This window comes from Methylobacterium jeotgali (assembly GCF_022179345.1).
Taxonomy (GTDB): Bacteria; Pseudomonadota; Alphaproteobacteria; order Rhizobiales; family Beijerinckiaceae; genus Methylobacterium; species Methylobacterium jeotgali.
Genome location: NZ_BPQR01000049.1, coordinates 35445 through 61023 on the forward strand (window position 1 = coordinate 35445; position 25579 = coordinate 61023).

Consider the following 25579-nt stretch of genomic DNA (forward strand, 5'->3'; position numbering starts at 1 on the left):
CGAACACCGGCACGAGCGGACCCGTTTGTCCGACGATCCGGCCCGGGCCTCACGCCCTTCGCCGGGTGCGTTCGGAGTTGCGTCCATGATCCCCTTCGCCGCCCTCCCGCCCGTCTCTTCCCTGGCCGCCGGCACGGTCCTCGTCGTCGAGGACGAGGCCTTCGTCTGCGAGCTCGCCGCCGAGGCCCTGCTCGACGAGGGCTACCGGGTGCTGACCGCCGCCGACGCCGAGGAGGCCGAGGCGATCCTCGCCCGCGAGAGCGTCGACCTGCTCTTCACCGACATCGATCTCGCGCGGAACACCAACGGCATCGCGCTGGCCCGCAACGCCCGCTCCCGCCGGCCCGACCTGCCGGTCGTCTACACCTCGGGCGGGCGCGGCTGCCTCTCGGGCGACGAGGCGGTGTCCCGCTCGGTGTTCGTGCCGAAGCCCTACCGGCCGAGCGACCTCGTCGACCTGACGAACGGCCTCCTGCGCCACAGCCACCCCCACCACGCCTGACACAGGCCTTCGGAGACGAGTCCCATGCGCGCGACGGCCGCGATCCTCGCAACCTTCGTGCTCGTCCTGCCTGCGCGGGCGGCCTGCGACGTGACGAACGCCAAGCTGGAGGAGACCATCGCGGCCCGCGGCGAGCTTCGCGAGGCCGCCAACGCCCAGGCCGTGCGCGACCTGCGGACCCTGCGCGACGCGGCGATCATCCTCGAGAGCTACAAGTTCGAGCCGGAATGCGAGCGCCTCGTCGCCATCGTGAAGCAGCTCGCGGCCGATCCCGACAAGGCGATCGAGCAGAGCGGCGACACCGACGAGGACAAGGCCGAGGCCGTCGAGCGCACCCGCCAGCCCAAGGCCGCGATGCCGCCTGCATCCTCTCCCGCTCCCGCGCGTTGAGCCCGCCGAACGGCAAAGCTCGGGAGACGGCATGAGCGAGGGCAACGGGAACGGCCAGCAGGGCATCGCGCATGGCGGCACCGAGCTGCCCTCGGTCATCGTCGACGACTACAACATCGAGCTGTCCAACGAGGAAGGCTTCATCGGCGACCGCGTCTCGAAGGGCGCCTTCCGCGACCTCGTCGAGGACTGGCGGGAGAAGCTGCGGCAGGTCGGGGACGATCCGCTCGGCGACGTGCCCAGCCGCGAGATCGGCAAGAAGCGCCTCGACAAGCACCTGCTCTCGGACGATCCCCTGGCCTCCGGCGTGGTGTTCGGCGCCATCGAGGGCTTCGCGCAGGAGCTGGCCACCGTCGCGCGCCGCTTCCTGCGCCAGAAGGGCTGGAAGGACACGCAGGCCATCGTGGTCGGCGGCGGCTTCAGCGACAGCCGGGCCGGGCATTTCGCCATCGGCCGGGCCGGGGTGATTCTGCGGGCCGGCGGCATCGACGTGAGCCTGCGGGCGATCGCCAACCACCCCGATGAGGCCGGCCTGATCGGCGCCGCGCATCTCGCCCCCGCCTGGATCTTCAACGGCTACGACAGCCTGCTCGCCGTCGACATCGGCGGCACCAACATCCGGGCCGGCGTGCTCGTCACCAACCGCAAGCGCGCGCCGGACCTGTCGCGCACGGAGGTCTGGCGCTCCGATCTCTGGCGGCACCGGGACGAGGACCCGCAGCCCTCCCGCGAGGAGGCGGTGAAGCGCCTCGCGCGGATGCTCAAGGGCCTGATCCGCCGGGCCGAGCGCTCGCGGCTGAAGCTCGCGCCCTTCATCGGCGTCGGCTGCCCCGGCCTCATCGAGAGCGACGGCTCCATCGCGCGCGGCGGCCAGAACCTGCCGGGCAACTGGGAGAGCAGCCGCTTCCACCTGCCGAGCCTGCTCAGCGAGGCGATCCCGGAGATCGGCGGCCACGAGACCATGGTGCTCATGCACAACGACGCCGTGGTGCAGGGCCTCAGCGAGATCCCGCGCATGGGCGACTACGAGCGCTGGGGCGTGCTCACCGTCGGCACCGGCCTCGGCAACGCCCGCTTCACGGCTCGCCGCCGGGAGGAGTGACCGGAGGTGCGGCCGGCGGCCTGGGTTCGCCGCGCGGCTCGCCCCGGTCTCCCGAGCGCACCCGCGCCAGTGCCTTGGCGAGCTTCTGCGCGAAGCGATCGCGCAGGGATTCCGTCACCTCGAGGTCGATAAGCCGCCAGGTGGTGCCGCGCAGGCGCAGGCGCAGACGCAGCTGATCGGCCCGCGGCGCGTCCGGGGGCGCCGCCATGACCACGGTGCGGAAGCCGCGCATCTCCGAGGCGAGGTAGAAGCGGATCAGGCTGCCGATCCCGTCGACCCGCAGGCCCCGCGGGCGAGCCACCCGGTCCGGGCGCGGACCTTCGAGCCCCTCCGGCCAGCCGTCGTCGAGGAGGTCGGTGACGGTCTTGGCCGTCACGAGGCTCTCGGCGAGCGCGAGGGCGATCCCGGTGGCGGCGTCGTTCAGGCGCTGGCGCTCGCGGGAGTCGAGGCTCGGATCGGCGGCCATGGCCGAGCGGACGGTGGCCGTCGCCTGCCGCACCAGGGAGAGGCGCAGCGTCCGGAAGTTAACCCGGCGCTCGACCGCCTCGACGTCCCCCGCCTGCACGTCGCGGGCGAGGCCATAGAGCGCGTAGAGCGGCGTCAGCGTGTAGACGAACCAGGCGACGATCGCCAGGACGGGAAGGGTCCACCAGCGCATCGGACGGCCCTCAGGCCCCGGCGCGGGTCACGCCCCGGCCTGCCAGCGCGACAGCGGCGCGAAGCTCTCCACCACGGCCTCGTAGACCGGCCGCTTGAACGGCACGATCAGGCCGGACAGCTCCGCGAAGGGACGCCAGCCCCAGTCCTCGAACTCGGACTTGTGGGCGCCGCCCCCCGGCGTCAGCACGTCGATCTCCGAATCGGCGCCGAGGAAGCCGAAGGCGAACCATTTCTGGGTCTGGCCGCGGTAGCGCCCTTTCCAGGCCTGCTTCAGCACCTCCGGCGGCAGGTCGTAGGCGAGCCAGCCCGGCGTCTCGGCGAGGTAGCGTAGCGAGCCCTCGGCGACGCTCGTCTCCTCGTGAAGCTCGCGGATCGCGGCCCGGCGCGGGTCCTCGCCGGGGTCGATCCCGCCCTGCGGCATCTGCCAGGCGAAGGCCCCGGCGACGTGCTCCGGCCCCGCCTCGACCCGGCGGCGGCCGACAAAGACCTCGCCGCGCCCGTTGATGAGCGTGATGCCGACGCAAGGTCGGTACGGCAGGCCGGTGCCGTCGATGGCGGGTGCGTCGGGGGTCGTCATGATGAGGCGGACCATAGGGCAGGCGGCGATGGCGCCGCAACGCCCCGCCCGGCCTACTCCGCCTTCGAGAGCTTGCCCGGCGCCGCACGGCCCCGCAGCGCAACGCTGACGGGCACGAGGCGGATGCCCCGCGCGTCGAGGTCCTTCGCCCAGCGGGCGATCCGCTCGATCGACAGGGGAAGCGCGGTCGCCGAGGCCATCGCGAATCCCTTCTCGCGGGCGGCGGCCTCGAGGCGGGCGAGCTCCCGGTCGATGGCGTCCGGGCGCGGCTGGGCGTCGAGCACGATCTCGGCCCGTGCGGCCGGCGTCTTCAGGCGGCCGGCGAGCGCCACGGCCTGGGAGCGCGGCGCGGTGCCGTCGTCGACGAAGCCGAGGCCGCGGGCGCCGATCTCGCGCAGGACCGGCTCGAAGGCGGCCGGGTCGCTCATCAGCTTGGCGCCCATGAAGTTGACGAGGCCGGTGAAGCCCGGGAACCGGCTCATCATCCAGGCGAGGCGGTCGCTCGCCTCCGCCGGGCGCAGGCCGGTGAGGAGCGTCTGGGGGCCCGGATCGCTGTCGGGGTAGTCGAAGGGCTCCATGGGGGCCTGGAGCATCACCTCGTGCCCGAAATCGCGGGCGCGGGCGGCCATCTTGTCGGTCTCGGCCCCGTAGGGCGAGAAGGCCAGCGTCACCGCCGGGGGAAGCTGCACGATGGCGCGGGCCGTGGCCGACTGGCCGACGCCGAGACCCGAGACCAGGATGGCGATCCGCGGGCCGGTGCCGCCTTCCGTGTCGGGCCGCGCGTAGAGGTCGAGGGCGCGCAGGCGTCCCTCGCCGAGGCGCGGGATCGCCCCATGGCGGCCGCGCTCGACGAGGCGCGGATCGGGAGCGGGACCGAGCTTCACCGGTGCGCTCGGCACCCGGATCACCACCGCCTCGCTCGGCGCCGAGGTGCCGTCGGGTCGCACGACGGTGACGCCCGAGGCCGTCTCGATCTGCTCGGCGCTGCGCTGGGCGGCGGCCGATTCCGGTGCGGGCACGGCCTCCGCGGCCTGGACCGGCGGCTCCTGCGGCGCGGCGGCGGCCACGGGCGCGCGCAGCGTGATGGCGACGGTAGCGCGCGGCTCGCCGCCCCGCTTGTCCCCGAGGAGCAGCAGGAGGGCCAGCGCGACGAGAGGGACACCGGCGAGCGCGCCCATCTGCACCGGGCGCATCTTCGAGAGCGCGCGCAGGCGCGCCACCTGACCCTTGAGGCCTGGCTCGGGCGGGGGCGCGACCCCGAGGGGCCTCGTCAGAATGTCGTCGGCGGGCTCGCTCACCGGCGTCCTCGGGAAGGCACGTTCGGACGGACGGCCGGCTCGATCCGAGAACGGCGCCCGATACCGCCATTGCGGGCGCTTATGGTTAACGTTCCCCTAAAGCCGCGTCCCGAAACGGGAACCCTGCCGGATCCTCGGATCCGGCGGGGTTCGAAAGTCCGTCGACGAAGACCGATCGCTCAGTTCGGCACGCTCGGCTTCTGCTGGTTGGCGGCGCCCTTCTGGATGCCGTGCAAGAAGTCGACCGCGGCGGTGAGCTGCTTGTCCTTGGCCGGGTCCGGCGGGACGTAGGCGGACGAGCCGCCGCGCTCCTCGGTGTCCTTCTGCTTGAGGTGGCCCTTGAGGCCGGCCTCGCCCTTGGTCTCGTCCTTGCCCTTCAGCTCGTCGGGCACGTCCTGCGTCACCTCGATGTCCGGCTCGATGCCCTTGGCCTGGATGGAGCGGCCGGACGGCGTGTAGTAGCGCGCCGTGGTCAGCCGCAGCGCCCCCGAGCCGCCGAGCGGGATGATCGACTGCACCGAGCCCTTGCCGAAGGAGCGCGTGCCGAGCACGGTCGCGCGCTTGTGATCCTGGAGCGCGCCGGCGACGATCTCGGAGGCCGAGGCCGAGCCGCCGTTGACGAGCACGACGATCGGCTTGCCCTTGGTCAGGTCGCCGACCTTGGCCGAGAAGCGCTGCGTCTCGTCCGGGTTGCGGCCGCGGGTCGAGACGATCTCGCCCCGGTCGAGGAAGGCGTCGGAGACGAGCACCGCCTGGTCGAGGAGGCCGCCGGGGTTGTTGCGCAGGTCGAGCACGTAGCCCTTGAGCTTGTCCGCGCCGATGTCGGCGTTGAGCTTGTCGATCGCCGTGCGCAGACCGTCGAAGGTCTGCTCGTTGAACTGGGTCAGTCGCACGTAGCCGATGTCGCCGCCCTCGGTGCGCGAGCGGACGGGCCGGATCTTGATGACGTCGCGGGTCAGCGTGACGTCGAGGGGCTCCTTGGCCTCCTTGCGGCTGATCTTCAGCTTGACCGGCGAGTTGACCGGGCCGCGCATCTTGTCGACGGCCTGGTTGAGGGTGAGACCCTGGACCTGATCGTCGTCGATCTGGGTGATGATGTCGTTGGCGAGCAGGCCCGCCTTCGAGGCCGGGGTGTCGTCGATCGGGGTCACGACCTTGATGAGGCCGTCCTCCATGGTGACCTCGATACCGAGCCCGCCGAACTCGCCCCGCGTCGTGGTCTGCATGTCGCGGAACGCCTTGGCGTCCATGTAGCTCGAATGCGGATCGAGGGAGGTGAGCATGCCGTTCACGGCCGCCTCGATCAGCTTCGACTCGTCGGGCTTCTCGACGTAGTCGGTGCGCACCTTCTCGAACACGTCGCCGAACAGGCTGAGCTGGCGGTAGGTTTCGGCGGAGGCGGCGACGGCGGCGGGCCCGGAGAGAAGCTGCGTCTGGGTCGCGACCATCGAGGTGCCGGCGCCCAGGAAGGCGCCGAGCAGGATGAGGGACGTCTTTCGCATTATCCGCGGACCTTCTCGCTCGGGGCCTTCGCCCACCATGGCTCCGGATCGATGGAGCCGCCGTCTTTCTTGAACTCGACGTACAGGACAGGGTCGGGCCGGTCGCCCTCCGCGGCGCCGGGGCCGCCGCCCCCGTCGCCCATGGTCCCGACCGGCTCACCCGCGAGCACGAACTGGCCGACCTCGACGCTCGTCTGGTCCAGGCCGGCCAACACGAGATAGTAGCCATCGCCCGCGTTGATGATCAAGAGTCGGCCATAGGAGCGGTAGGGCCCGGCGAAGGACACCCAGCCGTCCGCCGGCGCCGAGACCACCGCCTTCGGCCGCGTCACGAGGGAGACGCCGCGGCTGGTGCCGCCGTTGCCGTCGGGCTGGTTGAAGGCCTTCAGGATGCGGCCGCTCACCGGGCGCGGCAGGTCGCCGCGGGCGTCCACGAACCGCACCTTCGGGGCGATCCGGGTCGGGTCGCGGGCGCCGGCCGCGGCGAAGCGGGCCTGGGTCTCGCGCAGCTCCTTCAGCTCGGCCGCCCGCAGCTCCTGGCCGGCCTTGCGGGCGGAGGCGACCTCGCTCTCGATGCGGTCGAGGAGATCCTTGAGGCTCTTGGCCTGGTTGCCGAGCTCCGCCGCGCGGGCGCGTTCGGTGGCGAGCCCCCCCTCGACCTCCACCAGCCGCGCCTTGCGCGCCGCGACGAGGGCCTGGAGGCGCTGCTGCTCGTTCGCCCAGCCGGCGAGATCGGTGCGCAGGCTGTCCCGGTCCGAAGCGATGAGGCCGCGCAGGCGCACCAGCTCCTGAAGGTCGCCGGCCAGCGTCTCCGCCTCGCCGCGCAGCTCCGGCACCAGGGCGCCGAGCAGCATCGAGGTGCGGATGACGGTGAGCATGTCCTCGGGCCGCACCAGCACTGCGGGGGGCGGCCGGCGCCCCATGCGCTGGAGCGAGGCGAGGATCTCGGCGATGACCCCGCGCCGCGCCTGGAGCGAGCGGCGGATGGCCGCCTCGCTGTCGTCCAGCGTCCTGAGCCGCATCTCGAGGCGGGTCATGCGGTCCTCGGTCGCCTGCGACTGGCGGGCCGCGTCGAGGAGCGCCGCGTCGAGCTTCGCCCGGTCGCCGGAGATCGCGGCGATCTCGGCCTCGATCTTCGTGCGCGCGCCCGTACTCGCGGCGAGCGCGTCCTGGATCTGCCTGAGGCTCTCGGCGCGGCGGTCGCGCTCCTCCATCGCCTTGCGGAGGCGCTCCTCCTCGGGAGTGCGCTTGTCGGCGGCTTCCTGCGCGGGCGCGAGGCCCGGGAGGAGGACCGCCAGCGCCGCGATCGCCAGCAGAGGGGTGCGCCGGCCGCGCTTCGGGAGGAGACTCAACGTCGGCAGGGATGGCATCGGGCTCACGCGGACCCGTCCGGATCGCCCCGGTGATAGGGATGCCCGGCCAGGATGGTCAGCGAGCGGTAGACCTGCTCCAGGGCGAGAATGCGGACGAGAGCGTGGGGCAGCGTGGCGGCCCCGAAGGACAAGGTCAGGTCGGCGCGCGCCCGCAGCCGGGCGTCGAGCCCGTCCGGGCCGCCGATCACCACGGCAAGCGCCGGCCGGCCCGCGTCCCGGAAGCCGCCGACGCGCTCGGCGAGGCGTTCGCTCGGCAGGTCGGCGCGGCCGCGCTCGTCGTAGACGATCAGCGCCGCGCTCTCGGGAATGTGACCGAGAAGACCCGTGGCTTCCTCGGCGCAGCGGTCGGCGGCACGGCGTGCCCGGCTCTCGGGAAGCTCGACCATGTCGCAGGCGGAGAGGCCGAGCCCGCGCCCGATCTGCACGGAGCGTTCGCGGTAGCGCTCGGCCAGCTCCCGCTCGGGGCCGCTCTTGAGGCGCCCGACCGCGGCGACGACGACACGCATCGGGCGCGATCCGGCTCAGCCGGCGAGGCGGCCCTCGGGACGGTCGGCGCCCCACATCTTCTCGAGGTTGTAGAAGCCTCGCACCTCGGGGCGGAAGATGTGGACGAGCACGTCGCCGGCGTCGATCAGCACCCAGTCGCAGGCCGGGAGGCCCTCGACGCGGGCGGTGCCGAAGCCGTTGTCCTTCATGTCCTTGATGATCTTGTCGGCGATGGCCCCAACATGGCGCTGCGAGCGGCCGGAGGCGATGATCATCGTGTCGGCCAGCGAGGTCTTGCCGGCGAGGTCGATCTCGACCGTCTCCTCGGCCTTCATCTCGTCGAGGCAGCCCAGAGCGAGCGTGCGCAGGTCGCCGCTCCGCGTCAGGGCTTCGGTCTCGGAAACCACGGTTCCGGTGTCGGTCGTCTCGGACAGCGTCTGGGTCCCCGATAAGCGGCGGCCGGGCCCCTCCGGCCCTGGAATCCACAGTGGCGCCTCGGGGCGCGGTTTTCAATACGCTCCGCCCGCGCGCAGGGCAGTCGAGGAGAGCGTGGAGCGCGGACCGTGCAGGTAGACCCAGGCCGGGGGCGCCAGGTCGGCCAGCGCCCCGGCGTCCCGCTCGTCGACGCGATGGGCGTCGAGGAAGCGCGCGGCGGGGCTGGACGACGCGCTGAGGGTGAAGCCGGGCCGGTCGACGACCGCGATCGGCACGAGGTCGGCGATCTCGCGAAAGCCCCGCCAGCGATGGAAGCTCGCCAGGCTGTCGGCACCCATGATCCAGACGAAGCGCACCCCGGGCCTGCGGGCGCGCAGGTAGCGCAGGGTCTCGAGCGTGAAGCGCGCGCCGATCTCGGCCTCGAAGCCGGTCACCGCGATGCGCGGATGCGCCGCCAAGGCGCGGGCGGCCCCGATCCGCGTGTCGAGGGAAGCGAGATCGCCCCGCGCCTTGAGCGGGTTGCCGGGGGTGACGAGCCACCACAGCCGGTCGAGCCGCAGGCGCCGCAGCGCCATCAGGCCGACATGGCGATGGCCGGCATGGGCCGGGTTGAACGAGCCGCCGTAGAGGCCGACCCGCATCCCCGGCGCGCTCGGCGGAAGCTTGCCGCGCACGTCCGTCAGACGGGTCGGATCTGCCCGCTGCCGTGAACCCGATACTTGAACGTCGTGAGCTGCTCGACGCCCACGGGGCCGCGGGCGTGCATCCGCCCGGTGGCGATGCCGATCTCGGCGCCGAAGCCGAACTCGCCGCCGTCGGCGAACTGGGTCGAGGCGTTGTGGGTCACGATCGCGGAGTCGACCTCGGCGAGGAAGCGGGCGGCCTCCTCGGAATCGTCCGTGACGATCGCGTCGGTGTGGTGGGAGCCGTTCGTCTCGATATGCTCGATGGCGGCATCCAGACCGTCGACCACGCGGGCCGAGATGATCGCGTCGAGATACTCCGTACGCCAGTCCTGATCGGTCGCCGCGGTGACGCGGGGATCGGCGGCCTGCACCGCGGCGTCGCCGCGCACGGCGCAGCCGGCATCGAGCAATGCCGTGACGAGAGGCGCGAGATGCGTGTCGGCGCAGGCGCGATCGACGAGCAGCGTCTCGGCGGCGCCGCAGATGCCGGTGCGGCGCAGCTTGCTGTTGAGGAGGAGCGTGCGGGCCATGTCGAGGTCGGCGGCCTTCGCGACGTAGACGTGGCAGATGCCGTCGAGATGGGCGAAGACCGGCACCTTCGCCTCGGCCTGGACCCGCTCCACGAGGCTGCGGCCGCCGCGGGGCACGATCACGTCGACGCAGCCGTCGAGGCCGGCGAGCATCAGCCCCACCGCCGCGCGGTCGCGGGTCGGCACGAGCTGAACCGCGTCGGCGGGGAGCCCGGCGGAGGCCAGGCCCTCGCCCATGGCGGCGGCGATGGCGAGCGCCGTGCGGAAGCTGTCCGAGCCCGCCCGCAGGATCGCGGCGTTGCCGGCCTTGAGGCAGAGGGCGCCGGCATCCGCCGTCACGTTCGGGCGGCTCTCGAAGATGACGCCGACGACGCCGAGCGGCACCGCCACGCGTTCGATCAGCAGCCCGTTCGGGCGCTCGAAGGCGGCGATCTGCCGGCCGACCGGATCGGGCAGCGCGCCGATCTTCTCCACCGCGTCGGCGATGCCCGAGAGCCGCGCCTCGTCGAGGGTGAGCCGATCGATGAGCGCGCTGGTCTGACCGGCCGCCTTCGCCGCGGAGACGTCGCGGGCGTTCTCCCGCAGGATCGCGGCGGCGCTCGCGCGGATGCGCTCGGCCACCGCCCTCAGCGCCGTATCCTTGGTCTCGGCGGAGGCGAGCGCCATGGCGCGGGCGGCCTTGCGGGCGCGCCGGCCGATGTCGCGCATCAGCGTATCGAGATCGTCGGGATCGGCGTCGTTCGAGCGCAGGTTGAGGACGGGCACGGGCGGGTTCCTCGATCGGACCGGGTCACGAGGGCGGTCGGCAATCTGCAAGATGATGCCGGCGTATGTGCGCCCGTTCCGGCGGCGAGACAAGCGTGGCGCGCGCAAGTCTCCCCGGACGATGCGCGCCTCGGTTGAGCCGCCGTTTGTGCCGGGCCTACTCCGCGAACAGGGCGAGGTCGTCCCGGTGCACCATCTCCGAGCGGCCGGGATGGGTGAGGAGCTCGGCGATCCGTGCGCTCGGCTGGCCGATGATGAGTGCCGCCTCGGTGCTGTCATAGGCGACCAGTCCCCGGCCGAGGGGGCGGCCGGCGAGGCTGCGGATCAGCACCGCGTCGCCGCGCCCGAAGCTGCCCTCGATGGCGCGCACGCCGACCGGCAGCAGACTCGCGCCGCCCTGGAGGGCGCGGGCGGCGCCGTCGTCGATGACGAGACTGCCGCGGGGCTCCAAGGAGCCGGCGATCCAGGTCTTGCGGGCAGCGGTCGGCGTCGAGCCAGAGAGAAACCAGCTGCAGCGCCCGCCCTGCTGGATCGCCCGGAGTGGGTTCTTCTCGCGCCCGTCGGCGATGATCATGTGGGTGCCGCCGCCGGCGGCGATCTTGGCGGCCTCGATCTTGGTGCGCATGCCCCCGCGCGACAGCTCCGAGGCGGGGCCGCCGGCCATCGCCTCGATCTCCGGCGTCACCCGCTCGACGACGGGCAGGTGCCGGGCGTCCGGGTCCTGATGCGGAGGCGCGGTGTAGAGCCCGTCGATGTCGGAGAACAGCACCAGCACCTCGGCGCCGATCATCGTGGCGACGCGGGCGGCGAGGCGGTCGTTGTCGCCGTAGCGGATCTCGCTGGTGGCCACCGTGTCGTTCTCGTTGACCACGGGGACGGCGCGCACGTCGAGGAGCTTCAGCACGGTGGCGCGGGCGTTGAGGTAGCGGCGGCGCTCCTCGGTGTCGCGGGGCGTGACGAGAATCTGCCCGGCGACGATGCCGTGATGGCCGAGCGCCTCCGCCCAGTGGCGGGCGAGCGCGATCTGCCCGACCGAGGCCGAGGCCTGGCTCTCCTCGAGCCGCAGCGCCCCCGGCGGTAGGCCGAGCACCGTGCGCCCGAGCGCGATGCTGCCGGAGGAGACCACGAGCACGTCCGCGCCCCGCGCGTGAAGGTCGGCGATATCCTCGGCGAGCGCCGCGAGCCAGGCGTGGCGCAGCCGCCCGCGGCCCCGGTCCACGAGAAGCGCGGAGCCGACCTTGATGACGATGCGGCGGAAATCCTGGAGGTTCGGGGTCATCGGCGAGCGGTGCGGTCGGAGACGGTGTCCGTGTGAACGAAGTCGGCGGCTTTGAACAGCGCCGCCGCCGCGGGATGCGTCGCGCTCTCGACGGGCGGCTCCTCCTCGTCCGACCGACCGAGGCCGCTATGTCCACCTGCTCGCAGGTGACAGGAGGCGTCGATGTTCGTCGAAGGAGGATGGAAGCCGTCCTGGGAGCCGCCCCGCAAGCCCCGGCTGACGAAGCGGCAGGAGTCCGTGCTCCTATGGATCATCGGCGCGAACCTGCTGCTCCTGCTCGTGGCCCCGATCGGCGGCGCCACCGTCTTCCACGCCTTGCTCGCCATGATGAGGCAGGGATAGCCTCCGGAGCCGGCCGCTAGGGCTGCCAGGCCGGGGCCGGCGCCTGCTCGGCCTCCTCGACCCGCCCCTGCTCGATCTCGGCCAGGATCGCGCGCAGCGCCTCCGGCACGCCGCGGCCGGAGGCGGAGGAGAGCACCAGGGGCGTGCGCCCGGCGGCGCGCTTCAGGCGGGCGACCTGCGTCTTCAGGGTGTCGGCATCGAGCGCGTCGGCCTTCGAGAGCGCGACGATCTCCGGCTTGTCCGCCAGACCGTTGCCGTAGGCCTCGATTTCCCCACGCACGAGCTTGTAGGCCTTGCCGGCATGCTCGCTCGTGCCCTCCACGAGATGCAGCAGCACCCGGCAGCGCTCGACATGGGCGAGGAACTTGTCACCCAGGCCGACGCCCTCGTGCGCCCCCTCGATCAGGCCGGGAATGTCGGCGAGCACGAACTCGCGGGAATCGGAGCGCACCACGCCGAGGCCGGGGTGCAGGGTCGTGAACGGATAGTCGGCGATCTTGGGCTTCGCCGCCGTCACGGTGGCGAGGAAGGTCGACTTGCCGGCGTTCGGCAAGCCGACGAGCCCGGCATCGGCGATGAGCTTCAGGCGCAGCCACAGCCACATCTCCTGGCCTTCGAGGCCGGGGTTGGCGTGTTTCGGCGCGCGGTTCGTCGAGGTGGTGAAGTAGGCGTTGCCGAAGCCGCCGTTGCCGCCCTTGGCGAGGCGCACCCGCTGGCCGATCTCGGTCATGTCGGCGACCAGCGTCTCTCCGTCCTCGGCCAGGATCTCGGTGCCGGCGGGCACCTTCAGCACCACGTCCGCGCCCTTGGCGCCGTGGCAGTTGGAGCCCATGCCGTGCTCGCCCTTGCGGGCCTTGAAATGCTGCTGGTAGCGGTAGTCGATGAGGGTGTTGAGCCCCTCGACGCACTCGGCCCAGACGTCGCCGCCGCGCCCCCCGTCGCCGCCGTTCGGGCCGCCGAACTCGATGAACTTCTCCCGCCGGAACGAGACGCAGCCCGCGCCGCCGTCACCGGAGCGGATGTAGACCTTGGCTTCGTCGAGGAACTTCACGGGACGTCTCGCTCGGACACTGCGCGCCGGAGCCTCTGCCGGCCCGGCGCGGGAAAGGACTGTTCAATCGAAGGATCAGGCGGCGCTGCGCCGGCATTTTCCTTCGCGGTTGAGATACTGGACGCTGCGCAGGCCCGCCTCGAACCAGTGCGAGCCCGGCTTCGGGCGGTCGCCATAGAGGTTGATCTGGATGGCGCCGTCCGGCGAGTGCAGGGTCGCCGGATCGTCCGATTCGTCGAAGGCCCAGAGCGGCCGGTCCGCGCCTTCGAGATCCGTCTGCTCGCCACTCATCTCCCGGCGGAAGATCTGGGCGTAGGCGGCCCCCGCATCCTCGTGCTCCACGGCGAAGGAGAAGCCCACCTTCGGGGTCCGGCCAGTGACGTTATAGAACTCGCAGTAGAGGCTCGGGCTCCGCGCCGCCGCCGTCGCGGGCGCAGGCGTGCTCCGCGCGGCGGGCGCCGGCGCACCGCCCTCCCCGGGCGGCCAGCCGAGCACGGCCGCCGCGGCGAGCGATATGCCGGCCGCGACGAGGATCGGGATCGTCAGGCGCCTTCCGTTCATCGCTCCCTCTCAGGCCGCCCGCACGATGCCGTCGAAGACGTCGGCGCCGCAACCGGCACCATGGCGCCGCGCGAGCCAGGCGGCCCGGTCCTGACGGAACAGGTCGCAGAGCCTCGGACCGCCACGGGCCGGGAACGGACGCTCGCCGCGCCACTGCCAGGTGAAGCCGCAGCCCTCCAGCACGCGCCGCGAGGCGGGGTTCTCGACGAGCGCGGCGGAGGTGAGCACCGCGCCTCGCGCATAGGCGAAGTAGGCCTCGACCATGGCGCCGGCCGCCTCGCGCATCAGCCCGCGTCCCCAATGGGGGCGCCCGAGCCAGTAACCGAGATGCGGCCCGGCGGCCTCGGCATCGGGCGCGATCGCCACGAGCCCGACGAGGCCCTGCGGCGCCTCGCGCAGGCTGAGCGCCAGGACGAGTGCCCGGCCCTCGGCATTCTCCCGGCGGTTGCGGATCACGAACGCGTCGACCGTCCCCCGGTCGAGGGGCAGCGGGATCGCCGCGGTCATGCCGGCCACGGCCGGGTCGCCAGCGAGCGTCGCGATGGCCTCGGCATCGCGGGCGCAGGGCCAGCGCAGCCAGAGCCGGGCGGTCTCGATCCGGAAGACGTCGTCACGGGTTAGATCGGGGAACATGGACACCGCTCCGTTCCTGGTGGCCTCGCCCTGCGAGGCACCGGAGACGACGAAGGGGAGGATGGCGTCCCATCCTCCCCCGGCATCCGTCCGATCGCTCGCCTTTCGGGCGTGTCGGGCGTCGTTCGCCGGGTGTCGATGGGACACCGGCGGGACGCTCGCTTCGCCTGTCAGGCGCCCGCCGTTACTCCGCTGCTTCCTGCGTCGGTACCACAGCCACGAAGGCGCGGCCGCGACGCTGGCCGAAGGACACGCGCCCCTCGACGAGGGCGAAGAGCGTGTGGTCCTTGCCCATGCCGACATTGGCGCCGGGGTGCCATTTGGTGCCGCGCTGACGCACGATGATGTTGCCCGGAATCACGGCCTCCGAGCCGAACTTCTTGACGCCGAGGCGCCGGCCTTCGGAGTCGCGGCCGTTGCGGGACGAGCCGCCTGCCTTCTTGTGTGCCATCGAATCTCTCCAGAATTCTCAGATGCGTCGGGGTGGCGGCCTCAGGCCTCGGCGGCGGCAGGCTCGGCCTTGGGAGCCTTCGCCTTGCGCTCGGAAGCCTTGGACGACTTGCCGCCCGCGCTGATCTCGGTGATGCGCACCACGGTGTGGTGCTGGCGGTGGCCGCGCTTGCGGCGGGAGTTCTGCCGGCGGCGCTTCTTGAAGGCGATGACCTTCTTGTCGCGGCCGTGGCCGACGATCTCGCCGGTGACGGTGATGCCCGACAGGAGCGGGGCGCCGACCTGGGTGGCGTCGCCGTCCGTGAAGAGCAGGACGTCCCCGAAGGTCACGGCCGAGCCGGCCTCGCCCTCGAGGGTGGCAATCGTGATGGTGTCGTTGGCGGCGACGCGGTACTGCTTGCCGCCGGTCTTGATGACTGCGAACATCGTTCTCTCTCGTGTTCTCGAACGGCCTCCGGAACGGTTGCCCGCCCCTGGACCGGCTTCTTGTTTGATGTCATCCGGCCGGCTTGAGAGCGGCGCGAACGCGAAGCGCGCAGGACTCGGAGAGCCCGCGCGAAGCCGGGTGGATAGTCTGCGAAACGCAGATTTGTCAACGGCAGGACGCCCTCACCGCTTCATCAGCCCGCCGAGGACGTTGCGCAGGATGGCGTTGCCGACCTGGGTGCCGACCGAGCGGGCCATGGAGCGGGCCGCGCTCGACACGACCTGCTCGGCAAGGCTCTTGGGCGGGCGCCGTCCGCCCTTGGCCGGCGGCGCGCCGGTGCCGAGCACGCCGCCTAGCATCCCGCCGAGATTGCCGAGGAGCCCGCCGAGGCCGCCCTCGCTCTGCTGCGCGGCCTCGGCCGGCGCGGTATCGAGGCCCTTGCGCTTGGCTAGGATCTCGTAGGCGCTCTCGTTGTCGACGGCCTCGTCGTACTTGCCCCGGAGCGGGCTCTTCGCGATCAGCTCGGCCCGCTCGGCCGGGGTCAGCGGCCCGACGCGGGCGGTCGGCGGCGCGATCAGGGCGCGTTCCACCACCGAGGGCGTGCCCTTGGGCTCCAGGAAGCTCACCAGCGCCTCGCCGACGCCGAGCTCGGTGATGGCCTTGGCGACGTCGAAGCCGGGGTTCTGGCGGAAGGTCTCGGCGGCGGCCCTCACCGCCCGCTGGTCGCGGGGGGTGAAGGCGCGCAGCGCATGCTGCACCCGGTTGCCGAGCTGGCCGAGCACGGTCTCCGGCACGTCGAGGGGGTTCTGGGTGACGAAGTAGACGCCGACGCCCTTCGAGCGGATCAGGCGCACCACCTGCTCGACCGCGTCGAGCAGCGCCTTCGGCGCGTCGTCGAAGAGCAGATGCGCCTCGTCGAAGAAGAACACCAGCTTCGGCTTTTCGAGATCGCCCACTTCGGGGAGGTGCTCGAACAGCTCGGAGAGCATCCAGAGCAGGAACGAGGCGTAGAGCCGCGGCTTCTGCATGAGCTTGTCGGCGGCGAGGATGTTGACGATGCCCCGCCCCTCGCGGTCCGTGCGCATGAAGTCGTCGAGGTTCAGCGCCGGCTCCCCGAAGAACCGGTCCGCGCCCTGGTTCTCCAGCATCAGGAGCTGGCGCTGGATGGCGCCGACGCTGGCGCCCGAGACGTTGCCGTACTTCCCCGAGACCTCCTTGAGGTTCTCCGCGCAGAAGGTCAGCAGCGCCCGCAGGTCCTTGAGATCGATGAGCGGCCACTGGTTCTCGTCGGCGAGCCGGAAGGCGATGTTGAGCACGCCCTCCTGGGTGTCGTTGAGTTCGAGGAGGCGGGCGAGCAGCAGCGGCCCCATCTCCGTCACCGTGCAGCGGATCGGGTGGCCCTGCTCGCCGAACAGGTCCCAGAACACGACCGGGAAGCGGTCGGGCTCGTAGGTCAGCCCAAGCTCCTCGGCGCGCTTCACGAAGACCGGCTTCGATTCCCCCGCCGCCGCGAGCCCGGAGAGGTCGCCCTTGATGTCGGCGGCGAAGACCGGGACGCCCGCGTTGGAGAAGCCCTCCGCCATCACCTGGAGGGTCACGGTCTTGCCGGTGCCGGTGGCGCCCGCCACCAGGCCGTGCCGGTTCGCGAGCCTCAGGAGCAGGGTCTCGGCCTTGCCGCCCGAACCCGCGCCCTTCCCGACCAGGATTCCGTCGCCCGACATCGCGCCGCCTCCGCTGCGAACCGGCACCGGTTATGGCCGCCCCCGCGCCGCTTTGCCAGCCGGCGGCGCGCTTGATTTCGCCGCTCCGAGGCCCGATGGACAGGCATCGTTTCAGGCCAGGAGCGCCACCGATGGAAGAACTGATCGCCCGCGTCACCAACCGCACCGGGCTCGACGCGGGAACGGCGCAGACGGCCATCGGCCACATCCTCGCCTTCCTCCAGAAGGAGGGCCCGGCGACCGAGGTCAGCCAGCTTCTCGCCGCCATGCCGGGCTCCGAATCGCTGATCGCCGAGTCGAACGCCGGCGAGGGCGGGGGCGGCCTCATGGGCATGCTCGGCGGCATGATGGGCGGTGGCGTCATGGCGCTCGGCCAGAAGCTGATGTCGGCCGGCGTTCCGATGGGCCAGATGCAGCCGCTCGGGCAAGAATTGTTCGCCTACGGGCGCGAGAAGGCCGGCGAGGACGTGATGGGCCCGATCGTCGGTTCCGTGCCCGGCCTCAGCCAGTTCGTCTGACCATTTAGCCGGCACCATACACGCCGAAGCGTTTCGTTGCCCGGCCAAGTGATTGCCGGGCAACGCATCCCCCTGTCATAAAAGCGTGCCCGCCCCGTGGTGTTGTCACGCTGCGCGGAGCCGGGTTCCTGGGGAGCCTGCCGGCTTACCCGTGCGGGGACGGGACGAGATGGTCGCCAATTTCGCCCGCGGCGCGTCCGCCGCCTGGCTCAGCGGCTGGGAGCGCGGCGTCAACGCGCCGATCGCCAAGCTGAAGCGCAAGGGCGCCGAGGTCGGTATTCCGGGTCTCGCTGGCCGCAGCCTAGTGCCGCCCGGCGCCACCGCCATCCGCTTCCGCGACCGGCTGCGCGAGCCGTTGGGCAGTCCCGGCCTCGCCCCGAGCCTCGGTCGCATCGGCAATCTCGAGGTGCGTCTCGCCACCCGCCGCTCCGAGGTGCGCCGGGCGCAGCGCCTGCGCTTCCAGGTGTTCTACGAGGAGATGTCGGCGATCTCGTCGGGGCTCGGCATGCTCTCGCGCCGGGACGTCGACGAGTACGACGCGGTCTGCGACCACCTGCTCGTCATCGACCACGCGGCAACGGAGGCGAAGCCCTTCCGCAAGCCTCGGCCGAAGGTCGTCGGCACCTATCGCCTGCTGCGGCAGGACGTGGCCGAGCGCCATTTCGGCTTCTACAGCGCCGGCGAGTACGAGATCGGGCCGGTGCTCGCGGCGAATCCGGGCAAGCGCTTCCTGGAGCTCGGCCGCTCCTGCGTGCTCAAGCCCTACCGCACCAAGCGCACCGTCGAGCTGCTCTGGGCCGGCATCTACGCCTACGTGCTCCACCACCGCATCGACGCGCTGATCGGCTGCGCGAGCCTCGAGGGCACCGACCCCGACCGGCTGGCCCTGCCCCTCAGCTTCCTCCACCACCACGCCCGCGCGGCCGAGTCCTGGCGGGCCCGCGCCCTGCCGGAGCGCTTCGTGGCCATGGACCGGCTGGCGCCGGAGGCGATCGACCCGAAGGCCGCGCTCCAGGCGCTGCCGCCGCTCCTCAAGGGCTACCTGCGGGTCGGCGCGACCTTCGGAGACGGCGCCGTGGTCGACCACCAGTTCGGCACGACGGACGTGTTCGTGGTCCTGCCGGTCGAGGCCATCGCCGCGCGCTACCTCGGGCATTTCGGACCCGCCGCGAACCGCCGCGCGGCCTGATCCCCCCGTGACTCCGGCGACACGCCGGCGCGCCTTATGGCGCGCGGCATTGATCGCAATGCCCCCAACGCCTTAAGCGGGAGGATGCGTCGCGCTGCCGCCCCAATCGGCGGGCAGGTCGTCGCCCGCAGGTCCGCGACCGTCCGCGCGGCCCCGCAAGTTCGGGGAGACGCGCCATGAGCGGCGATCGGAGCGGCTATCGGTACGAGGCCCTCGACGGCGTCCGCGCGCTCGCCGCGCAGGTCGTGATCGTCACCCACGGGCTCGCCATGGCCTACTTCCCCGTCCACAGCCCCGGCGCGGCCGCCGCGGAGTGGTTCGGCCGCCTCTCGGTGATGGTGTTCTTCTCGCTCTCCGGCTTCGTCATCGCCACCAGCCTCCAGCGGCTCGTGGCGAGCGAGGGCACGCGCTTCGGCCTGCCCTACGCCGTGCATCGCCTCGCGCGGATCTGGCCGCCGCTGGCGCTCGCCATCCTCGTCACCTTCGCCGTCGGCTGGCTCGGGCAGAACGGACTGAGCCTGCTGACCAAGACCGGCGAGCCCTACCGGCTCGACCTCGTCGCCTTCCTGCGGGGGCTGACGCTGACCTTCGCACCGGGCGACGCCACCTTCGTCGTCGACCGGGCGCTGTGGTCGCTGCGCCAGGAGGTCTACCTCTACGCGGTGGCCGCCTTCGCGACGCTTGCCCTCGTCGGGCGGCCGCTCTGGCGGGTGCTCGGCGGCATCGCGGTGCTGGCGCTGGTGAGCGTGACGGCGGGCCGCTTCTTCTACCTGCAATCCCTCTGCCTGTTCGCGGCGGGCGCGGCGGCGGCCTATTGGGGCGGCAACCAGCGGCTGCGGGCGCTGGCCTCGGCCCCCTGGCTGCCGCCGCTCGTCGTCGCCGCGATGCTGGCGCCCGTCGCCTTCGTCGGCGATCCCGGCTTCATCGACGCCATGAGCGAGGGGCGCGGCTTCCTCGCCTATCAGGCGGCGCTCGGCCTGCCGCTGGCGCTGCTGCTGCTGCGGCTCGCCACCGGAGAGGGTTTGGGCTCCCGCGCCTTCGCCGGGGCGGCGCCGGCAGCTGGCTTCTCCTACACGCTCTACGTCATCCACGTGCCGGTGATGACGCTGGTCTTCTCCCTGCGCGCCCATCTCAGCCTGATGCCGGGCGTGGCCGGGGACACCGCGACGCTGCTCGTGGCGCTTGCCGTCGCGGAAGTCTTCTCCTGGGCCGCCGCGCTCCTCGTGGAGCGCCCGCGCCTGTTCCGCAGGGCCCTGTTCCGGGCGCTCTCGGCCTCGGGCCTGTCGCCGCGGGAGAAGGCGCCGCTGCAGCCCGCCGCGAACGCCTGATCAGGCCTCTCCGGCCAGAATCGCCAGCCCCTCGCGGTAGGTCGGGTAGGCGAGGCTCACGCCCAGCTCCTCCCGGATCAGGCGGTTCCGCACGCGCTTGTTCTCGCCGTAGAAGCTGCGCGCCATCGGGCTCAGGTCGGCCGTCTCGAAATCGACCTCCGGCGGCAGCGGCAGGCCGGTGAGCCGGGCGGCGTGCTCGATCACGGTCTGGGGCGGTGCCGGCTCGTCGTCGGTGACGTTGTAGACCGCCCCCGGCCGAGGCCGGTCGAGAGAGGCTTCGAGCGTCGCCGCGATGTCCGCGACGTGGATGCGGTTGAAGACCTGCCCCTGCTTGACGATGCGCTGGGAGCGGCCCTCGCGCAGCTTGGTGATCGGGCTGCGCCCCGGCCCGTAGATGCCCGACAGCCGGAACATCTGCACAGCCTTGCCGGAGCGGGCGCCGAGCGAGAGCCACGCCTCCTCGACGGCGAGGCGCTCCTTCGAGCGGGCACTCTTCGGGGTGGCCGGCGTCGTCTCGTCGATCCAGGCGCCGCCGTGGTCGCCGTAGACGCCGATGGTCGAGAGGTAGCCGATCCAGGCGATGCGGCTGCCGGCAACGGCGTCGGCATAGCGGGCGAGCACGGTGTCGCCCCCCGGCCCCGGCGGCGCCGCGACGAGGAGCGCGTCGCTGTCGGCAAGGTCTTCCGCGATGCGCGGATCGTCCGCCTCCGGACCGAAGGCGCGCATGGCGAACCCGGTCTCGGCCTCGATGGCCTCGGCCCGGGCCGTCTCGGTGACGGTCGCGCGGATCGTCCCGAAGCGTCCGCGCACGCGCTCCGCGAAGGCGCGGCCGCTGAAGCCGAGGCCGAAGACGAACAGGTTCATGCGGATCGCTTCTCCGGCGGCGCCAGCGCCGCGCTCCACTCCGCTAGCACATGCGGGTCGGCCTCCGCTGCCCCGTGACGCGCCCGGAGCGCGGCGATCTCGGAGGACGGCAGCAGGCGCCCGCAGGCCCAGACCGCCATGCCCCGCACCAGCGGCGAATCGTCCGAGAGCGCCCGCACCGCCTCCCCGGCGAGTTCCGGGCGTCCCGAGTTGCCGACGGCGATGAGCACGTTGCGGAGGAAGCGGTCGCGGCCCGTTCGCTTCACCGGCGTGCCAGCGAAGGCCGTCCGGAAGGCGGCCTCGTCGAGCCGGGCGAGTTCAGCGAGCTTCGGGGCCGCGAGGTGTCCGTGCGCGGCGAGCCGCGCCTCGCTCGCCGTCTTCGCGAAGCGGTTCCAGGGGCAGACGGCGAGGCAATCGTCGCAGCCGAACACGCGGTTGCCGATCGCCTCCCGGAACTCCTCGGGGATCGGCCCCTCGTGCTCGATGGTCAGGTAGGCGATGCAGCGGCGGGCATCGAGGCGGTAGGGTGCCGGGAAGGCGTTCGTCGGGCAGGCGTCGAGGCAGCGGCGGCAGGAGCCGCAATGGTCGCCCTCGGCCGCGTCGGGCGCGAGATCCGCCGAGGTGTAGATCGCCCCGAGCAGCAGCCAGTTGCCGTGGCTGCGCGAGACCAGCACCGTGTGCTTGCCCTGCCAGCCGAGGCCGGCGGCCTGGGCGAGCGGCTTCTCCATGACCGGGGCTGTGTCCACGAACACCTTCACCCGGCAGGCGCCCTTGGCGGAGAGGTAGCCGCCGAGCTCCTTGAGCTTGCCCTTCAAAACCTCGTGATAGTCGCGCCGCTGCGCGTAGGCCGCTATGGCGGCGCGGTCACGCATCGCGAGGACGGCGAGCGGGTCCTCTTCGGGCCCGTAGTTCATGCCAAGCACAAGGACGCTGCGCACCTCCGGCCAGAGGTTGACGGGGCTGCTTCTCTGGTCCGCCCGCTCCTCCATCCAGACCATGCCGCCATGGTCGCCGGCCTCGAGCCACGCCGAGAGGCGATCCGGGAGGCCGGGCACCGAATCGGGGCGTGCGACACGGATCAGATCGAAGCCGAGTTTCTTGGCACGCGTCTCGACGGCCTGCCGGAGCGCAGCGCCCTCGAAGGCGGCGGGGCGGCTCAGAAGTCGAGATTCGCGTAGTGGTCGGCCGGCGCCATGCCCGGCACCCGGTCCGCGAGGAGCGCGCGGAAGGACGGGCGCGACTTCACCCGCGCGTACCAGTCCCTCGCGATCTCGTCCTCGTCCCACGGCACGTCACCGAGATAGTCGACGCAGCTCAGATGGGCGGCCGCGGCGAGGTCGGCATAGGTCAGATGGTCGCCCGCGATCCAGCGGCGCCGGGCGATCAGGTAGCCAATGTACTTGAGATGGTAGCCCACGTTGATCCGCGCCGCGCGGATCGCGTTCATGTCCGGCGGGCCGCCGCCCTCGGCGCTCGTCATGAAGCGCTTCGAGATCTTCTCGGTGACGAGGTAGCCCGTCACCTCGCTCTCGAACTTCACCAGGAACCAGTCGAGCAGGCGCCGCACCTCGACGCGGTCGGCCGTCGCCTCCGGCAGGAGGCGGCGGCCGGAGAGACCGAGCCCCCGCGTCTCGTCGAGATACTCGGCGATGAGCCCGGCGCCGGGCACCACGAGCCCGCCCTGCTCCACGAGCACCGGGGTCGTCCCGGCGGGGTTCAGGATCAGGAACTCGTCCCGCCGGTCCCAGGGACGTTCCTCGATCAGCTCGGGCTCCATGCCCATCTCGGCGAGCACGAGACGGATGAAGCGCGAGTTGGCGCAGAAGGGAAAGTGGAAGAGCGTCGCCATCGAGGCCCTGGTCGGACGGACGGGGAGCGGCGGGTGGACGGGCGCGAAAAGACCCCGGATTTCGCGAACGGGCCGAGGATGAACCGTTATTGCCCGATCGTTGCCGCCTCATTAACACGCGGCGCGCAAACCCGGTAACGGCCCGTCAACCATGACCGGCGAAGGGTCATCGAGATCCCGCGCGCCGGACGACCGGCCGTCCCCGACACCGAACGAAGCGAGGAAGCGGCGCGATGATGGATGCGATGGGCATCGCTAAGGCGGTCCTGCTTGCCCTTGTCGAAGGGGCGACGGAGTTCATCCCCGTCTCCTCGACGGGCCACCAGCTCCTCGTCGGGCACTTCATCGGGTTCCACTCGCCCAACAACACCTTCGAGGTGCTGATCCAGCTCGGCGCGATCCTGGCGATCCTCGCCGTCTACTTCCGGCGCCTCCTCGGCGTGGCGCTGGCGGCCCCCCGGGACCCGAAGGCGCGGCGCTTCGTGTTCGGCATCCTCATCGCCTTCCTGCCGGCGGCGATCGTCGGCGGCCTCTTCTCGAAGCTGATCAAGGCGTACCTGTTCAACCCGTGGATCGTCTGTGCGACGCTGGTAGCCGGCGGCCTCGTGCTCCTCGTCCTCGACGAGACCGAGCTCGAGGTGAAGAAGACCGACGTCTACGACTTCACCCTGCCGATGGACCTGAAGATCGGCCTCTTCCAATGCATCGCCATGATCCCCGGCGTCTCGCGCTCCGGCGCCACCATCGTCGGCGCGATGCTGATGGGCGCCGACAAGCGCTCGGCCACCGAGTTCTCGTTCTACCTCGCGATCCCGACCATGGCCGGCGCCTTCGCCAAGGACCTCCTCGACAACTACAAGAACCTCACCTCCAGCGACTTCGGCCTCATCGCCATCGGCTTCGTGGTGGCGTTTTTCTCGGCGCTGTTCGTGGTGCGCACGGTGCTCGACTACGTCTCCCGCCACGGCTTCTGGCTGTTCGCCTGGTGGCGGATCATCGTCGGCTCGCTGGGCTTCGCCGGCCTGATCATCCTTGGATGAGATATCCAGTTCCATAGGCGGATTGCCACGCTCGGCGGGGCGTGCCACGGCATCGGGCGAGCCGCCCCCGCGCGGCGCCGGATGTCCTTGAGCCGACCGTGATGGAAGACAGACCGCTCGCCGACCTGTTCGAGCAGCCCGGCCGCGAGCGCTGGCTCGCCCTCGTCGAGGGCGTCCTCAAGGGCGCCGACTTCGAGAAGCGCCTCGTCTCCCGCACGAGCGAGGGCCTGCGGATCGAGCCGCTCTACGACAAGGCCGCCGAACCGGCGCCGCAGCCGACGCGGGCGGGCGGGCCCTGGCGGGTCGCGCAGCGGGTCGACCATCCGGATCCGGCCCAGGCCGCCGCCCTGGCGCTCGCCGACCTCGAAGGCGGCGCCGACGCGCTCAGCCTCGTCTTCGCCGGGGCGCCCGCCGCCCGCGGCTACGGCCTCGCCGCGAAGAGCGTCGAGGACCTGGACGCGGCCCTCGACGGCGTGATGCTGCCCCTCATCGCCCTGCGGCTCGACGCCGGCGGCGCAGCGCCGGAGGCGGTGGCGCTCCTGCGGGCGCTCGCCAAGCGCCGGGGCGACACGCTCGCGGCTCTCGACCTCGATCTCGGCATCGACCCGATCGGGCTCCTCGCCGCAACGGGCCGCCTCGGCGCCTCCTGGCCGGAGCTGGCGCCGCGCCTCGGCGCCCTGCTCACGGAACTCGACGGCGAGGGCTTCGCCGGCCGCGCCCTGATCGCCGACGGTCGCCCCTATCACGAGGCGGGCGCCGGCGAGGCGCTGGAGCTCGGCGCCGTTCTCGCCACCGGCGTCGCCTACCTGCGCGCCCTGGAGGCCGCCGGGCACGATCTCGGCCGGGCGCGGGACGCGATCAGCCTGCTCCTCGTGGCCGACGCCGACGAGTTCCTGACCATCGCCAAGTTCCGGGCGCTGCGCCGCCTCTGGGCGCGTGTCGAGGCCACCTGCGGGCTGGAGCCGAAGCCCGTGCGGCTCAACGCCGAGACCGCCTGGCGCAACACCACCCGCCGCGACCCGTTCGTGAACATCCTGCGCGCCACCATGGCGACGTTCGGGGCCGGGATCGGTGGCGCCGACAGCGTGCTGGCCCAGCCCTACACGCAGCCGCTGGGCTTGCCGGACGCCTTCGCCCGGCGCGTCGCCCGCAACAGCCAGATCGTGCTCCTCGAGGAGTCGAACCTGTTCCGGGTCGTCGACCCCGCCGCAGGTGCCGGCGGCTTCGAGGCGCTGACCGAGTCCCTGGCGGAGGCCGGCTGGGCCGCCTTCCAGGAGATCGAGCGCGAGGGCGGCATCGTGTCGAGTCTCAGCCTCGGCAAGCTTCAGGGCCGGATCGGAGCGCTCCGCGAGGCCCGCGCCAAGGCCGTCGCGACCCGCCGCGAGGCGCTGACCGGCGCCACCGAGTTCCCCTTCCTCGCCGAGAAGCCGGTGACGGTGCTCGACGTGGCGCCCGTCGCAGGCGAGGCCGCGCCCGGCTTCGGGTCCGGCACCGCGGTCGCCTGCGACGCCCTGCCCGCCGGGCGCCTGGCCGAGCCCTTCGAGGCCCTGCGCGACGCCTCCGACGCCTGGCTCGCCCGGACCGGGCGGCGGCCGCAGGTCTTCCTGGCCAATCTCGGGCCGATCCCCGCCTTCAACGCGCGGGCGACCTTCGCCGCCAACGCCTTCGCGGCCGGCGGCATCGAGGCGCTCGGCAACGACGGCTTCGCCGACCCGGCCGCGGCCGCGGCGGCCTTCAAGGAGTCGGGCGCGGACCTCGCCTGCATCTGCTCCTCGGACGCGCTCTACGAGACGCAGGCCGTGGAGACCGCCAAGGCCCTGGCGGAGGCCGGTGCCGGCACGGTCTACCTCGCGGGCCGGCCGGCGGCGCTCGCCGACGACCTGCGCGCGGCCGGGGTCACAGGCTTCCTCCACGCCGGCGGCGATCTCCTCGCCTTCCTCAAAGACGCGCTGCGCCGGGCGACGCCCGCCTGATCCGGGGGGTCGCGTCCCGCGGCGCGTCTCCGTCCGTCCCGATCGCGC

General features: G+C 72.3%; 27 protein-coding genes and 1 pseudogene. 9 read left to right on the forward strand and 19 right to left on the reverse strand.

The genetic code is table 11. The features are described 5' to 3' along the window. The first annotated feature begins 85 nt into the window (after positions 1 to 85). The 3 genes from MFF04_RS14855 to MFF04_RS14865 are packed head-to-tail and all read left to right on the forward strand — an operon-like array spanning position 86 to position 1994. A complete protein-coding gene (locus MFF04_RS14855) occupies positions 86 to 502 on the forward strand; it encodes a response regulator (protein ID WP_238276907.1) in 417 nt (138 codons plus the stop codon). A gap of 24 nt (positions 503 to 526) precedes the next feature. Continuing rightward, positions 527 to 892, forward strand: a complete 366-nt coding sequence (locus MFF04_RS14860) for a photosystem reaction center subunit H (RefSeq protein WP_238276908.1) — start codon at positions 527 to 529, stop codon at positions 890 to 892. A 31-nt stretch (positions 893 to 923) separates the two neighbouring features. Next, positions 924 to 1994 (forward strand): ROK family protein, encoded by a 1071-nt coding sequence (locus MFF04_RS14865; RefSeq protein ID WP_238276909.1) that lies wholly within the window; start codon positions 924 to 926, stop codon positions 1992 to 1994. Here the strand turns inward: MFF04_RS14865 and MFF04_RS14870 are convergent. From MFF04_RS14870 to proB, 10 genes are all read right to left on the reverse strand, one after another. Next, complete coding sequence (locus MFF04_RS14870) at positions 1969 to 2652, reverse strand: DUF2939 domain-containing protein (RefSeq protein WP_238276910.1); 684 nt, start codon at positions 2650 to 2652, stop codon at positions 1969 to 1971. The genes MFF04_RS14865 and MFF04_RS14870 overlap by 26 nt on opposite strands. A 27-nt stretch (positions 2653 to 2679) precedes the next feature. Next, complete coding sequence (locus MFF04_RS14875; protein WP_238276912.1) at positions 2680 to 3231, reverse strand: RNA pyrophosphohydrolase; 552 nt, start codon at positions 3229 to 3231, stop codon at positions 2680 to 2682. Positions 3232 to 3284: 53 nt separating this feature from the next. Further along, complete coding sequence (locus MFF04_RS14880) at positions 3285 to 4529, reverse strand: divergent polysaccharide deacetylase family protein (protein WP_238276914.1); 1245 nt, start codon at positions 4527 to 4529, stop codon at positions 3285 to 3287. A 179-nt stretch (positions 4530 to 4708) separates the two neighbouring features. Continuing rightward, entirely contained in the window at positions 4709 to 6031 is a 1323-nt protein-coding gene (locus tag MFF04_RS14885; protein WP_238276916.1) for a S41 family peptidase, read from the reverse strand. After that, complete coding sequence (locus MFF04_RS14890; protein ID WP_238276952.1) at positions 6031 to 7401, reverse strand: murein hydrolase activator EnvC family protein; 1371 nt, start codon at positions 7399 to 7401, stop codon at positions 6031 to 6033. Before MFF04_RS14890 ends, MFF04_RS14885 begins: the two co-directional genes overlap by 1 nt. Positions 7402 to 7406: 5 nt before the next feature. Beyond that, positions 7407 to 7910 carry a 23S rRNA (pseudouridine(1915)-N(3))-methyltransferase RlmH gene (gene rlmH / locus MFF04_RS14895; protein ID WP_238276918.1) on the reverse strand — a complete coding sequence of 168 codons (504 nt, stop codon included), beginning with the start codon at positions 7908 to 7910 and terminating at the stop codon, positions 7407 to 7409. Positions 7911 to 7925: 15 nt separating this feature from the next. Continuing rightward, positions 7926 to 8276: a ribosome silencing factor gene (gene rsfS / locus MFF04_RS14900; protein ID WP_238276953.1), complete on the reverse strand. Its 351-nt coding sequence runs from the start codon at positions 8274 to 8276 to the stop codon at positions 7926 to 7928. Between the two features lie 123 nt (positions 8277 to 8399). Next, positions 8400 to 8999 (reverse strand): nicotinate-nucleotide adenylyltransferase, encoded by a 600-nt coding sequence (locus MFF04_RS14905; RefSeq protein WP_283206376.1) that lies wholly within the window; start codon positions 8997 to 8999, stop codon positions 8400 to 8402. A 5-nt stretch (positions 9000 to 9004) separates the two neighbouring features. Beyond that, the gene (locus MFF04_RS14910; protein ID WP_238276920.1) at positions 9005 to 10306 is read right to left on the reverse strand and encodes a glutamate-5-semialdehyde dehydrogenase; all 1302 of its coding nucleotides are present in this window, start codon (positions 10304 to 10306) and stop codon (positions 9005 to 9007) included. Between the two features lie 157 nt (positions 10307 to 10463). Beyond that, entirely contained in the window at positions 10464 to 11585 is a 1122-nt protein-coding gene (gene proB / locus MFF04_RS14915; protein WP_238276922.1) for a glutamate 5-kinase, read from the reverse strand. Between the two features lie 162 nt (positions 11586 to 11747). Between proB and MFF04_RS14920 the strand changes: the two genes are divergently transcribed. Beyond that, positions 11748 to 11927, forward strand: a complete 180-nt coding sequence (locus tag MFF04_RS14920; protein WP_238276923.1) for a hypothetical protein — start codon at positions 11748 to 11750, stop codon at positions 11925 to 11927. Positions 11928 to 11943: 16 nt separating this feature from the next. On the opposite strand, the gene obgE is transcribed toward MFF04_RS14920, so the two are convergent. The 6 genes and pseudogenes from obgE to MFF04_RS14950 all read right to left on the reverse strand — a co-directional run bounded on the left by obgE (position 11944) and on the right by MFF04_RS14950 (position 16770). Further along, on the reverse strand, positions 11944 to 12978 hold the full coding sequence (gene obgE / locus MFF04_RS14925) for a GTPase ObgE (RefSeq protein WP_238276924.1): 1035 nt from the start codon (positions 12976 to 12978) through the stop codon (positions 11944 to 11946). A 75-nt stretch (positions 12979 to 13053) separates the two neighbouring features. Further along, a complete protein-coding gene (locus MFF04_RS14930; protein WP_238276925.1) occupies positions 13054 to 13539 on the reverse strand; it encodes a hypothetical protein in 486 nt (161 codons plus the stop codon). A 9-nt stretch (positions 13540 to 13548) separates the two neighbouring features. Further along, positions 13549 to 14172 (reverse strand): GNAT family N-acetyltransferase, encoded by a 624-nt coding sequence (locus tag MFF04_RS14935; protein WP_238276926.1) that lies wholly within the window; start codon positions 14170 to 14172, stop codon positions 13549 to 13551. Between the two features lie 184 nt (positions 14173 to 14356). Continuing rightward, the gene (gene rpmA / locus MFF04_RS14940) at positions 14357 to 14623 is read right to left on the reverse strand and encodes a 50S ribosomal protein L27 (protein ID WP_238276927.1); all 267 of its coding nucleotides are present in this window, start codon (positions 14621 to 14623) and stop codon (positions 14357 to 14359) included. Positions 14624 to 14739: 116 nt separating this feature from the next. Then, positions 14740 to 15048: pseudogene (rplU, locus tag MFF04_RS14945) on the reverse strand (50S ribosomal protein L21); the annotation flags it as partial. A 183-nt stretch (positions 15049 to 15231) separates the two neighbouring features. Then, the gene (locus MFF04_RS14950; protein WP_238276928.1) at positions 15232 to 16770 is read right to left on the reverse strand and encodes a helicase HerA-like domain-containing protein; all 1539 of its coding nucleotides are present in this window, start codon (positions 16768 to 16770) and stop codon (positions 15232 to 15234) included. Between the two features lie 131 nt (positions 16771 to 16901). Here MFF04_RS14950 and MFF04_RS14955 point away from each other — a divergent pair, with 131 nt between their 5' ends. From MFF04_RS14955 to MFF04_RS14965, 3 genes are all read left to right on the forward strand, one after another. After that, positions 16902 to 17288, forward strand: a complete 387-nt coding sequence (locus MFF04_RS14955; protein WP_238276929.1) for a DUF2267 domain-containing protein — start codon at positions 16902 to 16904, stop codon at positions 17286 to 17288. A 169-nt stretch (positions 17289 to 17457) separates the two neighbouring features. Continuing rightward, positions 17458 to 18477: a l-ornithine N(alpha)-acyltransferase gene (olsB, locus tag MFF04_RS14960; RefSeq protein WP_238276931.1), complete on the forward strand. Its 1020-nt coding sequence runs from the start codon at positions 17458 to 17460 to the stop codon at positions 18475 to 18477. A 176-nt stretch (positions 18478 to 18653) separates the two neighbouring features. Then, positions 18654 to 19805 (forward strand): acyltransferase family protein, encoded by a 1152-nt coding sequence (locus MFF04_RS14965; protein WP_238276933.1) that lies wholly within the window; start codon positions 18654 to 18656, stop codon positions 19803 to 19805. Here MFF04_RS14965 and MFF04_RS14970 read toward each other — a convergent pair whose 3' ends face one another. From MFF04_RS14970 to MFF04_RS14980, 3 genes are read right to left on the reverse strand one after another with little or no spacing between them, the layout of a single operon-like run. Further along, the gene (locus MFF04_RS14970; RefSeq protein ID WP_238276934.1) at positions 19806 to 20669 is read right to left on the reverse strand and encodes an SDR family oxidoreductase; all 864 of its coding nucleotides are present in this window, start codon (positions 20667 to 20669) and stop codon (positions 19806 to 19808) included. After that, complete coding sequence (gene queG / locus MFF04_RS14975; RefSeq protein WP_283206377.1) at positions 20666 to 21829, reverse strand: tRNA epoxyqueuosine(34) reductase QueG; 1164 nt, start codon at positions 21827 to 21829, stop codon at positions 20666 to 20668. Before queG ends, MFF04_RS14970 begins: the two co-directional genes overlap by 4 nt. Further along, complete coding sequence (locus tag MFF04_RS14980; RefSeq protein WP_238276936.1) at positions 21826 to 22518, reverse strand: glutathione S-transferase family protein; 693 nt, start codon at positions 22516 to 22518, stop codon at positions 21826 to 21828. Before MFF04_RS14980 ends, queG begins: the two co-directional genes overlap by 4 nt. A gap of 236 nt (positions 22519 to 22754) precedes the next feature. Between MFF04_RS14980 and MFF04_RS14985 the strand changes: the two genes are divergently transcribed. After that, positions 22755 to 23558 carry an undecaprenyl-diphosphate phosphatase gene (locus tag MFF04_RS14985; RefSeq protein WP_238276957.1) on the forward strand — a complete coding sequence of 268 codons (804 nt, stop codon included), beginning with the start codon at positions 22755 to 22757 and terminating at the stop codon, positions 23556 to 23558. A 101-nt stretch (positions 23559 to 23659) separates the two neighbouring features. Next, positions 23660 to 25531 carry a methylmalonyl-CoA mutase subunit beta gene (locus tag MFF04_RS14990; RefSeq protein WP_238276938.1) on the forward strand — a complete coding sequence of 624 codons (1872 nt, stop codon included), beginning with the start codon at positions 23660 to 23662 and terminating at the stop codon, positions 25529 to 25531. The last annotated feature ends 48 nt before the right edge of the window (positions 25532 to 25579 follow it).